Annotated in this window: 17 protein-coding genes; 8 read left to right on the top strand and 9 right to left on the bottom strand. The window is 48.8% G+C overall.

The window, feature by feature from the left end; translation table 11 throughout:
• Positions 1-23 precede the first annotated feature (23 nt).
• Complete coding sequence (locus tag EYB58_RS03295) at positions 24-326, top strand: hypothetical protein (RefSeq protein WP_242637537.1); 303 nt, start codon at positions 24-26, stop codon at positions 324-326.
• On the opposite strand, the gene EYB58_RS03290 is transcribed toward EYB58_RS03295, so the two are convergent.
• The 5 genes from EYB58_RS03290 to EYB58_RS03270 are packed head-to-tail and all read right to left on the bottom strand — an operon-like array spanning position 265 to position 5485.
• A complete protein-coding gene (locus EYB58_RS03290) occupies positions 265-1782 on the bottom strand; it encodes an efflux transporter outer membrane subunit (protein ID WP_111955318.1) in 1518 nt (505 codons plus the stop codon). The two genes, EYB58_RS03295 and EYB58_RS03290, sit on opposite strands and share 62 nt — an antisense overlap.
• Positions 1783-1829: 47 nt before the next feature.
• Positions 1830-2540: an ABC transporter ATP-binding protein gene (locus EYB58_RS03285; RefSeq protein WP_111955152.1), complete on the bottom strand. Its 711-nt coding sequence runs from the start codon at positions 2538-2540 to the stop codon at positions 1830-1832.
• A 1-nt stretch (position 2541) separates the two neighbouring features.
• A complete protein-coding gene (locus EYB58_RS03280) occupies positions 2542-3732 on the bottom strand; it encodes an ABC transporter permease (protein ID WP_111955154.1) in 1191 nt (396 codons plus the stop codon).
• Positions 3729-4880, bottom strand: a complete 1152-nt coding sequence (locus tag EYB58_RS03275; RefSeq protein ID WP_111955156.1) for an efflux RND transporter periplasmic adaptor subunit — start codon at positions 4878-4880, stop codon at positions 3729-3731. The genes EYB58_RS03280 and EYB58_RS03275 overlap by 4 nt, the downstream gene beginning before the upstream one ends.
• Entirely contained in the window at positions 4877-5485 is a 609-nt protein-coding gene (locus tag EYB58_RS03270) for a TetR/AcrR family transcriptional regulator (RefSeq protein WP_111955158.1), read from the bottom strand. Before EYB58_RS03270 ends, EYB58_RS03275 begins: the two co-directional genes overlap by 4 nt.
• Before the next feature lie 516 nt (positions 5486-6001).
• Between EYB58_RS03270 and EYB58_RS03265 the strand changes: the two genes are divergently transcribed.
• On the top strand, positions 6002-6277 hold the full coding sequence (locus tag EYB58_RS03265; protein WP_341273390.1) for an SLAC1 family transporter: 276 nt from the start codon (positions 6002-6004) through the stop codon (positions 6275-6277).
• 199 nt (positions 6278-6476) lie between these two features.
• Here the strand turns inward: EYB58_RS03265 and ric are convergent, their stop codons facing one another.
• Together ric and EYB58_RS03255 are read right to left on the bottom strand one after the other, a co-directional pair.
• Complete coding sequence (gene ric / locus EYB58_RS03260) at positions 6477-7244, bottom strand: iron-sulfur cluster repair di-iron protein (protein ID WP_111955160.1); 768 nt, start codon at positions 7242-7244, stop codon at positions 6477-6479.
• A gap of 250 nt (positions 7245-7494) precedes the next feature.
• A complete protein-coding gene (locus tag EYB58_RS03255) occupies positions 7495-8298 on the bottom strand; it encodes a transposase (RefSeq protein ID WP_111955162.1) in 804 nt (267 codons plus the stop codon).
• Positions 8299-8703: 405 nt separating this feature from the next.
• Here EYB58_RS03255 and EYB58_RS03250 point away from each other — a divergent pair, with 405 nt between their 5' ends.
• The 5 genes from EYB58_RS03250 (at position 8704) to EYB58_RS03230 (ending at position 14488) form a co-directional block, all read left to right on the top strand.
• Positions 8704-9414 carry a recombinase family protein gene (locus EYB58_RS03250; RefSeq protein ID WP_242637635.1) on the top strand — a complete coding sequence of 237 codons (711 nt, stop codon included), beginning with the start codon at positions 8704-8706 and terminating at the stop codon, positions 9412-9414.
• Positions 9415-9418: 4 nt separating this feature from the next.
• Entirely contained in the window at positions 9419-9814 is a 396-nt protein-coding gene (locus EYB58_RS03245; RefSeq protein ID WP_111955166.1) for a hypothetical protein, read from the top strand.
• Positions 9815-10126: 312 nt separating this feature from the next.
• Positions 10127-10855 (top strand): ABC transporter ATP-binding protein, encoded by a 729-nt coding sequence (locus tag EYB58_RS03240; protein ID WP_242637535.1) that lies wholly within the window; start codon positions 10127-10129, stop codon positions 10853-10855.
• Between the two features lie 7 nt (positions 10856-10862).
• Entirely contained in the window at positions 10863-13226 is a 2364-nt protein-coding gene (locus tag EYB58_RS03235; RefSeq protein WP_111955170.1) for an ABC transporter permease, read from the top strand.
• Between the two features lie 5 nt (positions 13227-13231).
• Positions 13232-14488, top strand: a complete 1257-nt coding sequence (locus tag EYB58_RS03230) for an efflux RND transporter periplasmic adaptor subunit (protein ID WP_111955172.1) — start codon at positions 13232-13234, stop codon at positions 14486-14488.
• 85 nt (positions 14489-14573) lie between these two features.
• Here the strand turns inward: EYB58_RS03230 and EYB58_RS03225 are convergent, their stop codons facing one another.
• The gene (locus tag EYB58_RS03225; RefSeq protein WP_111955174.1) at positions 14574-14840 is read right to left on the bottom strand and encodes a TIGR04076 family protein; all 267 of its coding nucleotides are present in this window, start codon (positions 14838-14840) and stop codon (positions 14574-14576) included.
• 221 nt (positions 14841-15061) lie between these two features.
• Positions 15062-16159 (bottom strand): 4Fe-4S binding protein, encoded by a 1098-nt coding sequence (locus tag EYB58_RS03220; protein ID WP_111955176.1) that lies wholly within the window; start codon positions 16157-16159, stop codon positions 15062-15064.
• 226 nt (positions 16160-16385) lie between these two features.
• On the opposite strand from EYB58_RS03220, the gene EYB58_RS03215 reads away from it, so the two are divergent.
• Positions 16386-17069: a Crp/Fnr family transcriptional regulator gene (locus EYB58_RS03215; protein ID WP_163354373.1), complete on the top strand. Its 684-nt coding sequence runs from the start codon at positions 16386-16388 to the stop codon at positions 17067-17069.
• Positions 17070-17244: the final 175 nt, after the last annotated feature.

Raw genomic sequence — 17244 nt, 5'->3', positions numbered from 1 at the left:
AGGCCCCGGGCGGATAGTCTCTCGTGAAACTTGCCGAGAGTACCATTGAGCGTAAAGGTTTGAGCAAGGCGCTCATCGACACCGGTTTTCTCGTCAACGCCATCATCCAGAAGATCATGGCGAACAAGGCAGTTGTCGGCCTTCTTCGTGGAGTCGTCAACAAGGACGGGGAATACATGGTGAACATCGGTGCCGTTCTGGAGTGCGGGGCCCCCATCAAACATCCGAACGGCGCAGCCATCATCCCCGCCAGATCCTCCAGAACTATCGCGAGGCGCTCCGCTCCGCGCTTTGAGCCTCCAACACATCGCCAGTGCTTTCGGTAATGCCGTTTAAACCGCCGCCCATTGCCTGGTAAAAAACGGCAGTGTTAACCAGCCGTTTGGCTTGGCCTTCTGTTAGATCGAGTTCGGTCTGAAGGCGTTGCTGTTGTGCGATAAGCAGATCGTAATAGCTGGCTGCTCCAAGCCTATACCGACGCTGTGTTGACTCTAAAAACTTTTCAGAAGCGAAATCAGCGGCAGAAAGAGCCTCCAGTCTTTTTGAATCATTCTCCAGTGCTCGCAATGCATCAGCCACGTTGCGAAGCGCTTCCAGAACAACGGACTGGTAGTTTGCCGCAGCCGTATCAAAGGCCGCAAGAGCCGCTCGCTTTTCAGCGGGCAAGCCCGGATTGAACAGGGGTTGTGTCAGCTGCCCCACCAGACTCCAAACAGCAGAACCACCGCCGAACAACGCACCGGTCGTCAGAGCCTGGGATCCAAGATCGGCATTAAGGTTGAGTTGGGGATATAGTTTCGATATTGCAACCCCGTATTCTGCATTAGAGGCATGCAGCAGCGCTTCAGCGCCGAGAATATCCGGCCTTGCATGTACCAGTTCAGAGGGGATTAACAGCGGCAACTCCGGCGGCAAGGTGAAATCCTCCAGGGTAAACGACGGCAGCAGGCCCTCGCCTGGAGCTTTACCGACAAGAACGGCTGAAAAATGTTCGTTCTGTTGAAGTTGATAATGTAACGGCGGTATTTTGGCGCGCGTTTGCTCCAACTGTGTTTGCAAGGCCAACGCATCGTCCGGTTCTTTATGACCAAGACGGATACGTTCCAGGGTAAGTTCGAGTTGATTTTCCTGCGACTTTAAGATGTTTTCTATAATTTCAGTCTGCCTTTTCAGGCTTGCCTGAGTAATAGCCGTTGTTACGATATTTGCCACCAGTGTTAAGCGAGCGCCTTCTAATTGGAACTGCTGATAATCGCTTCGGGCGGCCAGAGCTTCCAACGCCCTACGATTACCTCCGGCCAGGTCAAATGTATATGTAACGCCTACGCCGGCGTTGTAAAGACCGAATTCCCTGGCGTCGTCGGTCAGCCCCGATGAATTGGGGTTGAATCTCTGGCGCTGGCCGGTGAGGTTGGCGTCAGCCTGGGGATAAAGTGTCGAACCAGCCTTCGCCGCATAAAGTTCCTGCGCCTGACGTAAGGTAGCCTCTGCCGCCATCAGGGTTGGGTTATGTTCCAGGGCTTCACAGATGAGCGTTTCTAGTTGTTCGGAGCCCATCGCTCGCCACCAATATTTATTTAAGCGTTCTTCTTTAATAATGTTTTGTGGATCACCCAGCATGGTGGGGGAGGAATTTAAATTTGCAGCCAGCGGGGTGGACGTATAACCAGTCACATCAGGGGGGGCTGGACGCTGGAAGTCAGGCCCAACAGCACATCCCGCAAACGTCAGAAGACACACTCCTATTAAGGCATAATGAACAATCTTATTATTATTTTCCATAAAAATGCTCCTTGAAGGTTTTTCTAAATGGCCTTTCTGGATTAACCTCATTTGAAAACACGTCCTTCACCTTCTTCTTCATAGGTCACCCCTTCACGGATGTTATATATGCGTTTAAAGGTGGGAATGATTTTTTCATCGTGGGTGACGACAATAATGGCGGTCTCGAATTTTTGAGCCATGTCGTTCAATATTCGGATTACAGCCAGGGCGCGCTCGCTATCCAGCGGAGCGGTCGGTTCATCCGCCAGTATTACCGGGGGACGATTGACCAGTCCCCGTGCAATAGCCACGCGTTGCTGTTCTCCACCAGAGAGTTGAGAGGGCATGGCCTTGGCGCGATGTTCCACATCAAGCGCTTTAAACAATTCTATTGCCCGTTTACGCGCCTCGGTGTTTGGCATTCCCGCCAGCATGGGCAGAAGGGCGACGTTGTCGGTGACGTCGAGGAAGGGAATCAGATAAGGTGCCTGGAATACAAAGCCGATCCGGTCCCGCCGCAAGGCACGAAGATCTTTGACCTTCCAGCCGTCGTCATAAATGATGTCATCTCCGAGTATCATTTTTCCGGCGGTCGGCTCGATCACCGCGCCCAAACATTTAAGGAGCGTACTTTTGCCAGATCCAGAAGGACCTATCAGTCCAACAACTTCACCCGGCGCAACGTGCATGTTGACCATCTTCAGGGCATCAACGGCAGTATCTCCGCTGCCATAACGTTTTTTTACCCCCTCAATACGAATACCTTTTGCTGTCATGTCATCCCCCTATGGCCTCGGCCGGATCGACCCTGAGCGCGGCACGAATGGCGATAATGCTCGATAGTACGCAGATTATGACCACGGCCATAAAACCCATAACGGAGTCGAGCGGTTGCAGCAGTACATATTTGGGAAAGATTGGCGCCATTAATAAAGTTGCCGAGATCTTGCCCACCACAAAGCCGATCAAACCCAGGGCGATGGACTGTTGCATGATCAGGCCGACAATGGTGCGGTTCCTGGTGCCGAGTAGTTTTAAGACGGCAATTTCACGAATTTTCCCGAGCGTCAGGGTGTAGATGATGAAGGCGACAATGGCAGAGCTGACAATCGAAAGGATTACCAGGAACATGAAGATCTGTCTGGCGGAGGTAGCGATCAGCTTACCAACCAGAATCTCCTCCATCTGGCTGCGGGTGTAGACGGTTAAGCGCTTCCAGCGACGGATCGACCCAGCGACTTTTTCCGGGTCATGGCCTGCTTCAACCTGCACTAAAATCGCATTGACGTAAGGGTTGGTGGTTTGCGAGGCAATAACCGCATCAAGCAGGGGATTGAGGGCAGGGTTCTCGGCCGTGCGTCGACGCTGCCCTCGGATGGCGTCATTATCCTTGAGAAACTGGGCTTCCTGGGCATCTTTAAGCGGAATGAACACCATCGGGTCTCCATTGGAAGAGACCATCCTCCTGGTCAGCCCGACTACGGTGTACTGGTTACGGCGGATCTGGATACGTTCATCCAGTTTAAATCCGGAAGCGATATCGGCAACAGCCTCGTAATGGCTTCGGGTAATCTGGCGACCCGCAATGAGATGGGGTGGCCAACCGGGTGTTCCTGGCCCGCCGGGCGTGACGCCGGTAACCATGGCACGCACGTCACCCTCTTGTTTGCCCACCTGCATGGTGAGATAAGTGATGTTTGCCGCCCGTTCCACCCCCGCCATGCCTCGAATCCCACGCCAGATATCATCGTAGAGACTTGATGACTCAGCGTAGGGCCCAAGGGTGTCCTTCTGTACCACCCAGAGATCAGCACCGCTGTTGTCGAGCAACACTTTGGCATCGTCCACCATACCACGATAAATCCCCGCCATGGACAGTGTGATGCCGATGAGCAGCCCAAGACCCATACCGGTAAAGACGAACTTTCCCCAGGAGTGCATGATGTCGCGTCCTGCTAAACTGATCATTGCGTCACCCCCTGAATATGGTCAACGATGTGAATCCGGCTGTGCGCATTCAAGGTGTTTTCGCTGTAGACCACTATCCGGTCACCCGCCTTGAGCCCTTTTTGTATTTGCACACGGCCCTCCAAATCGGCAATCCCCAGTGAAACGGGTGTAAAGTGAAGATCGTCATGGGTGACCTGCCACACGCCCAGTCTGCCGTCAAGGTGGTGGATGGCGGCATTGGGGGCAATCGGCGTTGCCCCAAGGGTCGGCAAGGTGACCGTGACTTCGACCAGTTCGCCGACAGGCGGCAGTGGATCAGGAATTTGATCGAAGACAACCTTGGCAAGGGTTTCTTCTGTTACCGCATCTGCCAGGGGTTCGATCCTCAGTACACGTCCGGCCTTTTGTTCCCCTGCCTGGGAACGTAATACGATCTGGGCGGATAGGCCTGGGGCGAGACCCTGCGCACGAATCTGATCGAAGCGGACATTGACCCAGAGGGTGTCCGGATCGATCAGTTCCACGACAGCCTGACCTGGGACCACGGTAGTTCCCGGTTCGGCATCACGCGAAACGACCAGGCCGTTAACTGGCGAAATAAGAGACAGGTTATTGCGCTGCGCCGCTAACGCCTCCCGTTCGGCACGTAAACGGGATAGCTCCTCTTGTGCTGCAGTCAGCCCCGCTTTTGCAACCAACAGGTCGTGTTGCTTAGTGGCTACCACTTCCTCACTGGTGGACCGCGCTTGAAGTAACTGCTCGTAACGCAAAGCCTGTGTCTGCGCATAATCCCGACGCACCTGCGCTTCGTTTAATTGAGCGGCTGCTTGTTTCAGCGTGGCATCCTGAGCCCGGATATGTTCATCAAGATCCACCGGGTCCATTTCACCAAGCACTTGGCCAGCCTTGACACGATCACCTACGTGTACGTCCAGGCGTTTGACTCGCCCCGCAACCGTTGGACCAATCTTGTAGGTGTAACGGGCCTCAATGGTTCCGATGCCGAATAGTGCCGGTGAGAGGCTCTTATTCTCGACCGTGGCCAATACAACGGATACCGGCGCAAGCGGCCCGGAACGCAAGGCCACATAGATAAAAAGAGCAAGCAGAGGAACAAGTACCGCTATCAGTGCCAATGACCGTTTTTTTAAAGGCAGTTTTTTCATGATGCCCTCCTGATGCCCCTTTGATATATGGTAAATACTTTCGGCGCATTGCGGCGCATATGGCCCACATCTCCGGTTATCAACGATTGCATGACCAATCCTTGAATGGTGCCGATGAAGAGGGAAGCCGCAGCCTCGTTATCAAGCTTTCCATCAAGCTCACCGCAGGTTTTTCCCTGTTCAAACAAACGATTGAGGTGCTCCGTATAACGGCGGATGAGCGTTTGCACCATTCTCTTGGGCGCAGTTTCTTCCGAGCGTTGCAATTCACCAAACAACATGCGTGGAATACCGGGATGCTCTGTTATAAAGCCCACATGCGCCATAAACATGCCTTTTAGTGCGGCAAGGGGAGAGGATTCTGCGTGTACTGCTTTTTCGATGCGGGACATTAACCGTTCGGTCGTCCATTCCATAACCGCCTGTAAGATGGCATCCTTGTTTTTGAAATGACGAAAAAGTGCACCCTGAGTCAATCCCATGCGTTTGGCTATGGCAGCCGTGGTAATCTCGCTCGGGTTTTGTTCACCAGCCAACTCGACCACCGCCTCTACCGTCACCGCCCGTCGTTCTTCAGCCGGAAGATATTTGTTTGATGCGCTCATCTGAATCTCCATAAAAGTGAGTAATTGATTACTATCAATTTAGCCCTTGTGCGGGATTTGTCAACCCGTTTTTTTAAAAAACAGTTGTAACTCCTTGTCGGCCCAGGCCAATTCTCAGGACGTATGACAGATGCGTTTTAAAGTCCCTTTAAATTAGGACTGGTTTGGTGTTAGGACCGCAGATTCTCAAATTCCGGTCTTTGAGGACTTTTATTGATTCAGTATATTTTTTTTGACAAAAAGCGTCTTCTTATCCCAAAAAAAGTGTTTGATTTAAAAGCAAAAATAGACGAATGATGAAGATCATAAAGCTTTTAAATAAAAACTCTCAGTGCAAGCAGTAAAAAAGTCCGCTCCACCCATGGCGTCAACTGCACCGGGTCCTGTTCCTGGGATGTCTATGTTAAAAATGGCATCCTGGTTTGGGAAACTCAGAATACGGATTATCCGGATTGCGGATAAGGTTATCCCAACCACGAACCCCGTGGTTGTCCCCGGGGAGCCACTTATTCGTGGATTCCGTTTTTATTTATTCTTGAGATTTGGAAACTGGTTGTCCGTCGTGTGCGGATCAAGTATGAACCTCAATACTGGGGAATGGTCTTCCCGTTAGGAATGTACACGACCTGCACCTATCAGCTGGCCGACGCTCTTGATTTCAGATTTCTAATGCTAATCCCCCACTATTTTATCTATTTAGCACTTTTAGCCTGGTTGTTCACCTTCATCGGACTGCACAGAATGTTATTTCGATCACTCTTCTCAAATGTCTATTGTAAGAAATTAGGCTAGAATATTGATTTGTATTTTCATAAAATTTGATAACGGCTTAATTTTAAGCCTGCTTTGTCAAATTAAACAATCATCTTATGTAAAAGTTGGGCCACACCCTAATATTCTGTGCTATGTTTCGATTCATTAAATGCCTCCTGTATTCTATATGTTACTCATCCTTACCGGAAAAGGCCCCACCAAACGCTCGACTCCGGGATCAGGAATTGATCATCGCTTCCTGCGCCGTGCTTTTCGGGAACAGGATGTTGTTCTCCAGATGAATGTGCTCGTGCAGGTCGGCCTCCAAAGCCTGAAGTCCGTCGTAGAGCGCCGCAAAGGTCCGGCACCCATCGGCGGGAAGCCGGTAATTTCCGGTCAGCTTGCGGATGTCTACCAAGACATTCCCCGCGTGATCATGCTCCAGCATCATCTGCCGAATCGGGTTTTCAATTGTTCCGCAGTGGACGACCGGCCGAGGGCCGGTTCCCGACATAAAGGCATCAATGCCCTTGATGGCTGGGAAGAGAATCTGCTCCTCTTTCAGCAGGTGCGCCGAGAGTTCTTCAGCGAGCCCGTCAAACAGTTGCCGCAGCTGATTCAGCAGCTCGCCGTGTTTTTCGCCGTGAGCGCGCTGAACCTTCTGCAGCAGTCCGTCGAGACGCAATAGCTGTTCCTTTGTGAAGGCGTGGTGCTTATCGAGAATATGGTCGGTCAAGACGGTGAGCGTGGCCGCATTCCAGTCCGTCGCAGGTTCCTCTTTTTGCGCGGAACTCCAGGCCTGTTTCAGTTTGTCTTCAACCGTGCGCCATTTCAGCCCGGCCGCCTGCACCGCGGCGGACAGAGGGTGCAGTCCACCGCAGCAATAGTCGATCCCAAGCTTTTCCAACTCCGAACGCAGCTGAGGGTGCTGTACCACCAGTTCGCGGACGGTTTGCTCCGGGCTGATCTTTAACGGACGGTTTTTTGCTGCGGTTGATTTGTTCATAGCATCCCCTTTTTCGCTTAATGTTGCGGATATACTACCTGTAACGGCTCGGAATAATTCCGATTTTGGGCTCTGATTATACGTTGCTCTGTTAGCTCCTGGGCTCACATTTTATTTTGGGTCACATTTTATTTTTATTTTGGTATTTTGTGTATTTTGTATTTTGGGGTCGGACCAAGCAAGACAACCTAATTATTTAATATTATAAATAATAATTTGATTTACCTACCGTTTCAGCCTCTTAGAAGGGCTATTTTGATATCAAAAAGGGCTTTCTAAGAAAATCGTCTATATCCCAATAAAACTTATTATCGAAATCTAATTCAAAATTCCCATAAGGTGCTTGTTCTTCTTTTAGTTCAAACCCAGTTCCTGATTTAATTTCTTCGCGTCCTTTGGCCTTGTCCCCAAGAAGTGCTTTGGTCTTTTCTATAAATTGTTTATCCCCAACAGCAATACTTCTTGTCCACGCAGGATCTTTTTTGTTTGTTTGATCTAAAGCCAACTCAATCCATTGATTATGAGCCGTTTTTAGCGAATCGTAATCGGAAAAACCTAACAGTTTCATCAGAAAATCATAATTTATTAATCCATATCTTTTGCGGGGATTTTGGATTTCATTAAAACCAGATTGCTTCCATTTTATTGGATGATCCACAACCCCGGCACGAACCATATTCAAGTCAATGTAGTTGATGCATTTTATTAAGTGAGAATCATCTTGCACTGCTGTGGCATGATATCGATCTTCCCAAAAGGCACCTTTACGATTTTTCCGTTGGTTATATTCTTGTCCCGTTCTTCCTGCAATTAATTGTATTGATCTTGGGATATGATCTGGACTGCGGCCTTTATCATAAACAAGCAGATGAATGTGATTCGAGGTAATAATGTAATTTAAAATACAAAGCCCATATCTCTTTTTTGCCTGGAAGAACCAGTATAATAGGCGTTGTCGATCTTTAACCAGCTTAAGCAAAAATTCTTTATTATGGCAGCGATGAGTTATATGCCATGCGTATCCAGATAGAAAATGTCGATTTGCGCGAGCCATGTTAATTGTTTATATCATGTTCTCATGATATAAATCACCCTTAAAAAGGTTTATTTTGGTGTCAAAACAAAGCCGCTAAGAGCTGTTTTATTGAATATTTAAAAATTTTCCTTTTTATTAACAATAGGTTGCAATAATTTGCTTGGTCCGACCCCTCCGCTACTCCGCTCCGATTAATTTCAATTAATTAGCCAATTAAAATATACCATAGGAGCGCCTACCTTCCAAGATCTATTTATCGATTATTTTAAATAAATTCAGCATGTTATTTCAATAAACCGTTTAAATTTGGCATGAAAAATGAAACTCAATTTCCATGCCAACTGCATCTTGAGGCTTTCTCAAACCGATTCTAATTTTCAGGAAACTTCAGCTTTTTATTAAGTCTCAAAAAACGCTCGTTTGATGGTACTGATCTTATTCTGGCTATTTAAAACGAAAAAACAACCCTCTTTATGTCTCAAATTAAGTCTTAAAAATCAAAATCACATTATCTTGACAATGCCAAAAATAGATGAGACTATTAGGTTCAAGGAGCAGCATATGGGACGAATTATAGGCTATGCCAGAATAAGTACGGGTGACCAAAATCTACAATCTCAAGTTCATGAACTGAACTCTTATAATTGCGTCCACGTTTTTTTCGATATTGCCAGTGGTGCCAAAAGTAAAAGACCAGGGTTAGAAGAATGTTTGCAGTCCCTTAAAAAGGGAGACACTTTGGTTGTCTGGCGATTGGACAGATTGGGCAGATCTCTGCCGCATTTGGTTACCATTATTAATGATCTTAAATCCAGGGGTATCGGTTTTAAATCGCTGCATGACGGTGTTATTGATACAACATCTGCATCCGGTGAACTTGTTTTCAATATTTTTGCAGCTCTTTCCCAATTTGAACGGGAACTGATCCGGGAAAGAACAAAGTCTGGATTATCCGCCGCGAGATCCCGCGGGATTGTTGGCGGCCGCAAGCCGATCCGTCCGGATAACCCGAAAGTGTTATCGGCAAAGAAATTACATGCCGATAAAAATATGAAAATAAATGATATTTGTAAAACCTTGAATATTTCAAGGGCTACATTGTACCGGTATGTTTCTATGCCGGATATTGGATAAAGCAATGCCTCAAAAAAGGATTCCTGAAGAACGATTGTTCGAATTAATCAATCCAATTGAACCACTGCCTTTCAGGAGTTCAGAGAGAAAAAAAACCATCATTGAATTTGCTGATCTTTATGGCGTTTCTATAAACACGGTCTACAGGCGATTGCGGGAACGTAAAAAACCCAAATCGCTTCGAAGATCTGATTACGGCAATCCCAGATCCATCGAAAAAAAGGATTTGAAAAAATACTGTGAGGTGATCGCGGCGATAAAGATTAAATCAAGCAATAGAAAGGGGCACAGGCTCTCGACAGCTGAAATTATCAGGATTTTGGAAATACATGGCGTGGATACTCCCTATGGATACCTCAAGCCGCCGAAAGGAATGATCAAGAAAAGTACGATTATTTGAAACCATCAATATGGATGGTGGATGTCTCTCGATACTGATAGCCGGCCACCCAAAGTTGAAATGCGATTTACAACGGCCAATTTTAGAGGAAATTGGATCTCGTGCTGATATTTTTACCATGGATGGTATTGTGGCCAGCAAAAGGGAATATATTGAGAAGAGGCTTACAAGATAGGCACAAAGCCTGTCACTGAAGAGATCGTCAAGTCGTTGATTGCCAAGGATATTAATGAGGTATAATCTACTTTGCCTCTCATGACAGCCTCGCTTCCACTGGGCCTATCAGATGTAAAGACATCGAAGGAAATTATTGTGCAGGACCAACCACTAAAAAAATCTTTACCGGCATTCACCACCAAAGCCCTCACCAAAATCTACGGTGAGGGGGCGGCGGCCGTGCATGCCCTGCGCGGGGTCGACCTGGAGATTCCAAGTGGTGAAATGGTTGTGCTGCTCGGCCCCTCCGGCAGCGGAAAATCAACCCTGCTCAACATCATCGGTGGTCTGGACCGGGCATCAGAGGGGACTGTTTTTTTTCAGGACCAGGAACTCAGTGATATGACTGATGAGCAGCTGACCAGGTACCGGCGTGACCATGTCGGCTTCGTCTTTCAATTTTATAACCTGATGCCCAGCCTTACCGCCCATGAAAATGTTGAACTGGTGACTGAAATAGCAAGCGATCCCATGGATCCGGAAGAAGCACTTGGACTGGTCGGGCTACGTGATCGGGCCGACCATTTTCCCTCTCAGCTTTCCGGTGGCGAACAGCAGCGGGTCGCCATTGCCCGGGCGGTGGCCAAGCAACCAACGGTGCTGTTCTGCGATGAACCCACCGGGGCGCTTGACAGCACCACCGGACGAACTGTGCTGCAGGTATTAAAAGACATAAACGAAACCCTCGGCGCAACGGTGCTTATCGTCACACATGCCGCCGCCACTGCTGATATGGCGGATCGGGTTATCCATTTTGCTGATGGCGCCATTCGTGAGATTGTCGTCAACAAGACTAAACTGGGCCCCGAAGATATCGAATGGTGACCGGTCGATGAATTCACTCAACCGCAAGCTGGTGCGCGACCTCTGGCGCATTAAGGGCCAGGCGGTGGCCATTGGTGCCGTCATCGCCGTTGGCGTGCTGCTGCTGGTCATGATGACCGGACTCGTTACGTCACTGGATGAAACGCGGCGTACCTATTATGAACGATATCGCCTTGCCGATGTATTCGTTCCGGTTAATCGCGTTCCTGAACACCGGATTACCGATCTTGCCGCAATCCCAGGTGTCTCTTCCGCCGAAGGACGGGTTGTCGGCAGCGCTCTGATTGACCTGCCCGGCCGCGATCTGCCGTTGCAGGCCCAGGCGGTTTCACTGCCGGATTTCGGCACCCCGCGCTTAAACGATATCTACCTGACCGATGGGCGCAGGCTGGAGAGCGATCACGCCGACGAAATTCTGCTCTTGAAGAGTTTTGCTGCGGCAAACGAGCTGCGTCCCGGCGACAGCCTGTCCGTCACCATGAACGGCAAAAGGCGCAGCCTGCGTATTGTCGGCCTCGCCCAGGCACCGGAATTTCTCTACACCACCGCACCTGGCGAGCTGATAACCGACAATGCCAGGTTTGGCGTCATCTGGATGAGCCGTACAGCGCTTGCCGCCGCCTATGATATGGAAGGGGCCTTTAACGAAGCACTCCTGTCTGTCGGACTTGACGCCCGTCTTCCCGCAGTACTCGATGCCGCCGATCGGATTCTCGAATCCTACGGCGGGCTGGGAGCCTACGGCAGGGAGGATCAGACCTCCAACCGTTTCGTCAGTGAAGAAATCGACGGCCTGCGGGCAAGCAGCACCAGTGTCCCGCCGATCTTTCTGGCTGTCGCAGCCTTCCTGCTCTACATTGTTATTTCCCGCCTGGTGGAGTCCGAACGGGAACAGATAGGCCTCATCAAGGCTTTTGGTTATACTGATTTTGAGGTTGGTTCGCACTATTTCAAGTTGATAATTGCCATCGCCGCCGGAGGTGCTGCTGCCGGCTGTCTCTTTGGCATCGCTGCCGGTCGGGCGATGATTAATCTGTATCTGGAGTATTACAAATTTCCTTTTTTGATATTCCAGCTTGATCCCGCCTCTTTCGTGACCGGTTTTCTGGTGAGCGTGGGGGCCGCGTCGGCCGGTGGGCTCCTTGTACTGCGCCGGGTCTTCGCCCTCACCCCGGCATCGGCCATGCGCCCGCCTGCTCCCCCGGACTATAGTCGCACCGGTCGTTTCGGCCAGGCACTGAATTTCGTTCTCGACCAACCCAGCAGGATGGTGTTGCGCCGTTTGACCCGTCAGCCGGGAAGAATGATTGGTGCGATGATCGGCATAGCGGCGGGCATGGCCTTATCGGTGGCGATGATCGGGATTATGGCGGGCTTTGACCAAACGGTCGAGCAAACCTTTACCGCGATTGATCGCAGTGATGTGACTGTTACCTTCAATGAAGCAGTGTCGAACAAGGCCGTCTTCGAGCTGCAGCGCATTCCGGGTGTCATTGAAGTGGAACCGATACGTATCGTCCCGGTAATATTCCGACACGGTCTGCAGAGTCATCGCGGCGCAGTCAATGGCTTGGTCCCCTTGCCACGCCTGAACCGGGCCGTGGACAGTGAACTGGCTACTATCCACTTAGGCAAAGGCGGCATCATTTTAGCGCAGGCCCTGGCTGATATTCTGGCTATTTATCCTGGAGAGGTACTGACGGTTGAGGTACGCGAGGGCCGGCGGCCGATAATCTCCATTCCTGTTGCCGGTGTCGCCGAGACTCTCCTGGGTTCACCCGCCTTTATAGAGATGGAGGTGCTGAACCGTGCACTGCATGAGCCAAACCGAATTTCCGGAGCCTACCTGCGCATCGATGGCATGATGGAGGGTAAGATTTACCGGACCCTGAAAGACATGCCAACGGTTGCCGGAGTAAGCGTGAAAAAGAACGCACGAGCCGCCTTCCAGAAGCAAATGGATACGGGTGCGGGCATGATGCGCTTTGTCATGGCCGCAATAGCCGGGGTGATCACCTTCGGCATCATTTATAATGCCGCACGGATTGCCTATGCCGAACGCGCCCGGGATCTGGCAAGCCTGCGGGTAATTGGCTTTACCAAAGGGGAGGTGGCCTTTGTTCTTCTTGGGGAACTGGCCGTCATCACCATTGTAGCTCTGCCTGTCGGATCGCTTATCGGCTATTATCTGTCTTTTGCCATTGCCGCCGGGTTCAGCTCAGATCTTTACCAGATACCCGCCATTTTTTCGCCGGAAAGTTATGGGGCTGCGGCATTTGCGGTGATTGCCGCAACGATAATCTCCGGCTGGCTTGTTAAACATGATATGGACAGGGCGGATCTCGTTTCCGCTCTTAAAACGAGGGAGTAGCGGACATGGCCAAGAAGAATTCCAGAAATTATTTAACGATCAGCATCCTTATTTTGATCGTGGCCTTGCTGACTTTCGCTTTCTGGCCGCGTCCATTGATGGTGGATATGGGTGAAGTGGTACGCAATCATCTGGTCATCACCATTGACGAAGAGGGGAAGACCCGCGTGCATGACGCTTATATTGTCTCAACTCCTGTTGCCGGCCGCATTTTGCGAGTACATGTTGAGCCTGGGGATCAAGTCATAGGAAAAAAGAGTGTGGTCGCTGAAATGTTGCCGGAAATAGCTCCGCCGCTTGATGTCAGAACCGTGGCGGAAATCAGGGCGGCAATAGCCACAGCCGAAGCTGTATTGAGGACTGCCCACGCCGATCGCAATAAAGCCGTCGCGGATAAAAAACTGGCGGAAGTTGAACTGCGCCGCACACGCCACCTTCAGAAATCCAATGTAATGAGCCAGTCAGAACTCGATCTTGCCTTACGGCAAGCGTATGTCGCCGAGGCGGCTCTCCAGGCGGCTCAAGCGACTATTACCATGCGGGAGGCAGAAATTGATAATGCTCGTGCCCGTTTGATTAGTCAAAACGATAATGGCGTAGCGGACCATCCAGGCGATAGGACAGAAAAAGTTTTTTCTCTTTATGCGCCGGTAAATGGTCAGGTGCTTCGTCTTTTGCAGGAAAGTGCATCGACCTTGGCCGCAGGCACCCCTATCGTGGAAATTGGCAACGTAGAAAGTGATCTTGAGGTAGTGGTTGAACTGTTGTCTTCCGATGCCGTGCAGGTTTCCCCCGGTAATCGGGTTATTTTTTTAGGCTGGGGTGGTCCAGGCAACCTGGAAGGTATTGTCCAACGTATTGAGCCCTGGGGCTTCACCAAGGTTTCCGCCCTGGGCGTGGAAGAACAACGGGTCAATACCATTATCCGGTTCACTGACCCGCAGCAAACATGGAAAAAACTCGGCCATGGCTTTCGTGTTGAAGCAAAAATCGTCGTCTGGGAGAAGGCGGACGCCCTGGTTGTCCCTTCCAGTGCACTTTTTCGGGCTGGTCGAGACTGGGCAGTTTTTCAGGTCATAGACGGGAAAGCAACTTTTCGACGGGTAGAGATCGGACAAAATAATGGTATCGAGGCACAGGTCTCCAGCGGTTTAGAGCTGGGTGACCGGGTTATTCTCTATCCTTCATCGGCGTTGACTGACGGCACCAAGGTAGCAGAGAGGGAAATCAAAGCAGGATCCAGGGCTATGCAAAATAAATGAAAGGAGATCATCAATGAATAAAAAAACGGCGGATGAAAAATCCAGTTTATCCAGCATACATGGAGAGGTAGGGGCTGTTTGAATCCTACCTCCCCGGTTTTACAATTTCTAACTTAAAAACCAGAGCTGTGTCTGCATCAGAGCAGCAAAAACGAATATCTCCCTCTCGGCTTAACGGTAGTTTGCCGCCGTATCTTAAAATGTCAATATATGGGAAGGCGCAGTGCATTGCCATAGGGCATAGATTTCCTCTTTCCGAGTCAAAATCAAAACAATCGCCTAATTTATGTCCTCTGTGGCAACCTTTTTTGCCCAGCCTGTCAATGACTTTAATGCGTATCTTATCCTTCATATAGTATCTATCTTTCCGCTATAATATATTAATACATTTCATTGGTTTAACCTTAACAATGCCTTCATTCAAAGTCTATGGCGGCAAATGGCCGTTGGCTTTTTGAACCGGATTGACGCCCTAATTATCGGCTCAGATTTTACAGGAAAAGATGTTAAAATTTTTTGTGCCTTGGAAGGGAAATCACTGCCATCGCCGTGTTCAGCATATCCCCGGAACCGTTATTTTTCAGGCTTCTCTGATTTTTGTAAATTTTGCATCTTCTGCGCCTGGACTTGGTTCATCATCAGGATCATCCGCTCCATTTTTTCCGGACTGATGTGATCAAACGTTTTAGCTGGCGGAGCCTTAGGAGCAGTATACTGCAAATATACCTGAAGTGGAATGTCGTTCTGCCAGTGTCCGGTCAATCTGGCAATGGTAATACCTGCTGTAAAAATTAATACGAAAAATATTGCCATAACCATAGCCCCCAAGGGCTTGCGGCTGGGAAGCAACTCAAAATGCAACGCTTGTTTTTCCGGGCAGGCTTCAATACAGCTCATACACGCCGAGCATTCAAGAGAATTGATCCATGTTTTCTGCCGAATGGCAATGTTGCCGGGACAGACGGTCTCACACTTACCACAATCGACGCAATGGGAAGGGTGCCGATGAACTTTTCCCAGGCTGAAAAATCCGATGATCCCAAGCAAAGCACCATATGGACACAGGTACCGGCACCAGAAATTTCGAATAATGATTGTCAAGCAAGCCAGCACAACGATAACAATGAAAGCCGTTGTGGACATATCCGTAAAAAATTTGAGCATCTTGATATCGGCAAATTGATTATAGGGACTATGAATAAACTGCTCTATACTGCGGCCCGGCATCTTATAGAAGATCTGGTAGATAAAAAAACCGGCAACCAGATACTTTAAACAGCGTAATAAAAGGTCAAAAACGAGCGGCAGCTTCAGCGGTTTTTTGAACAGTTTCCTGTTCAGTTTGGCTGCACCTTCTGACAAGAAGCCAATCGGGCAGACCCAACTGCAAAACCCTTTTTTTGCAAAGACTGCAGTGGCACAGATGATAAGGAACAGCACAAGTGCTGATGGATGAATTGAATTAATGGTACCGGAATAAAGCCAGTGTTTCAGGCTCACAAGGGCACTAATGGGTAAAAACGCCTCAACTCCGGCAGGCCTTTCAAACCCGGGGATTCCCCCGTTTTCAAGACAGGAGACAAACAAATAAAATCTGATACCGATAAAAACAACAATACCTGAAAAGAATATCTGGATAAAGCGTTTGGTTAATAATGGTGTTATTTTCATTTAATGCCATTTCTTTGAGTTGCTATTCTTAATCTTTCTTATCAAAGATAGCGAGTTGTTTCATTGATATAAATCAAGTTTTCGCTTTTTTTGTGAGACCTTGATCTATGTTAATTGGACAATTATAAAACAATTTCTTTTATTTCAAACATTATTATGTAATAAGAACAATGCTAAACACACACTGATGTGTAGGCTGATACTCCCAAGTACAAAGGAAAAAGCATTGCAATTAAAGAAAGAACCTGATCCACATTTTTTTAAGACACTGCTTTCCCACAACTACAGGGATGTTCTTAAATATGGTATAAATAAACGCATTTCACCTAAGGGGTATCTATTTCACGAAGGGGAGCCTGCCACAAGATGCTATCTGGTGGTTGAAGGATGTCTGAAGCTGTCAAAACTCAATGTTCGAGGCCGGGAAGTCATTCTTCGTTATATCTCTTCCGGGGAAATGACGGCCACCCCCATTGTCCTTAAAGGTGGCGTTTATCCAGTGACAGCCCAGGCAATAAAAGAGACAGAAGTCATTTCCTGGGACAGAAATGGCTTTTTTGAAATCGTCCAGAAATGTCCAGAAATGTCTCTGGACTTGATCACTCTGCTTTTCGAACGTCTGGAAGCCTTGCAACAACGCTATATGGAACTATGTTCGGAGCAGGCCCCCTTGCGCATCGCAAAATTCATGATCAGCCTTATGACCAATACAGGCCGGAAAAAGGGAAACGGGGTGTACATTGATATTCCTTTGAGCCGGCAGAATATCGCGGACCATATCGGCGCCTCAATGTTTACAGTCAGCCGTATTTTAAGTGATTGGGAAAAAAGCGGCTGGCTAAAATCCTCTCGTCAAAGTGTCACGATTACCGATCCTAAGGCCCTGGAAGCTTTTGTAAACAATAATTAATACTATCCTCAAATTATTCCTTTGGAAATATTTCTTCTTCCTGCCCTAAGTTTTATTATTTTTTTTAAAAAATTAGTTAAACCTTGCTGCAACGCAAAGACAGGGCCAAGCCAGCAGGTATAATGCAGCATATGCTTAACCCTATTTTTTATAAGAAAGTCTCAATAAAATGTCG

It is taken from the genome of Desulfobacter hydrogenophilus, from assembly GCF_004319545.1.
Taxonomy (GTDB): Bacteria; Desulfobacterota; Desulfobacteria; order Desulfobacterales; family Desulfobacteraceae; genus Desulfobacter; species Desulfobacter hydrogenophilus.
The sequence above is the reverse complement of the archived record's forward strand: the minus strand, read 5'-3'. Positions and strand labels throughout refer to the sequence as shown.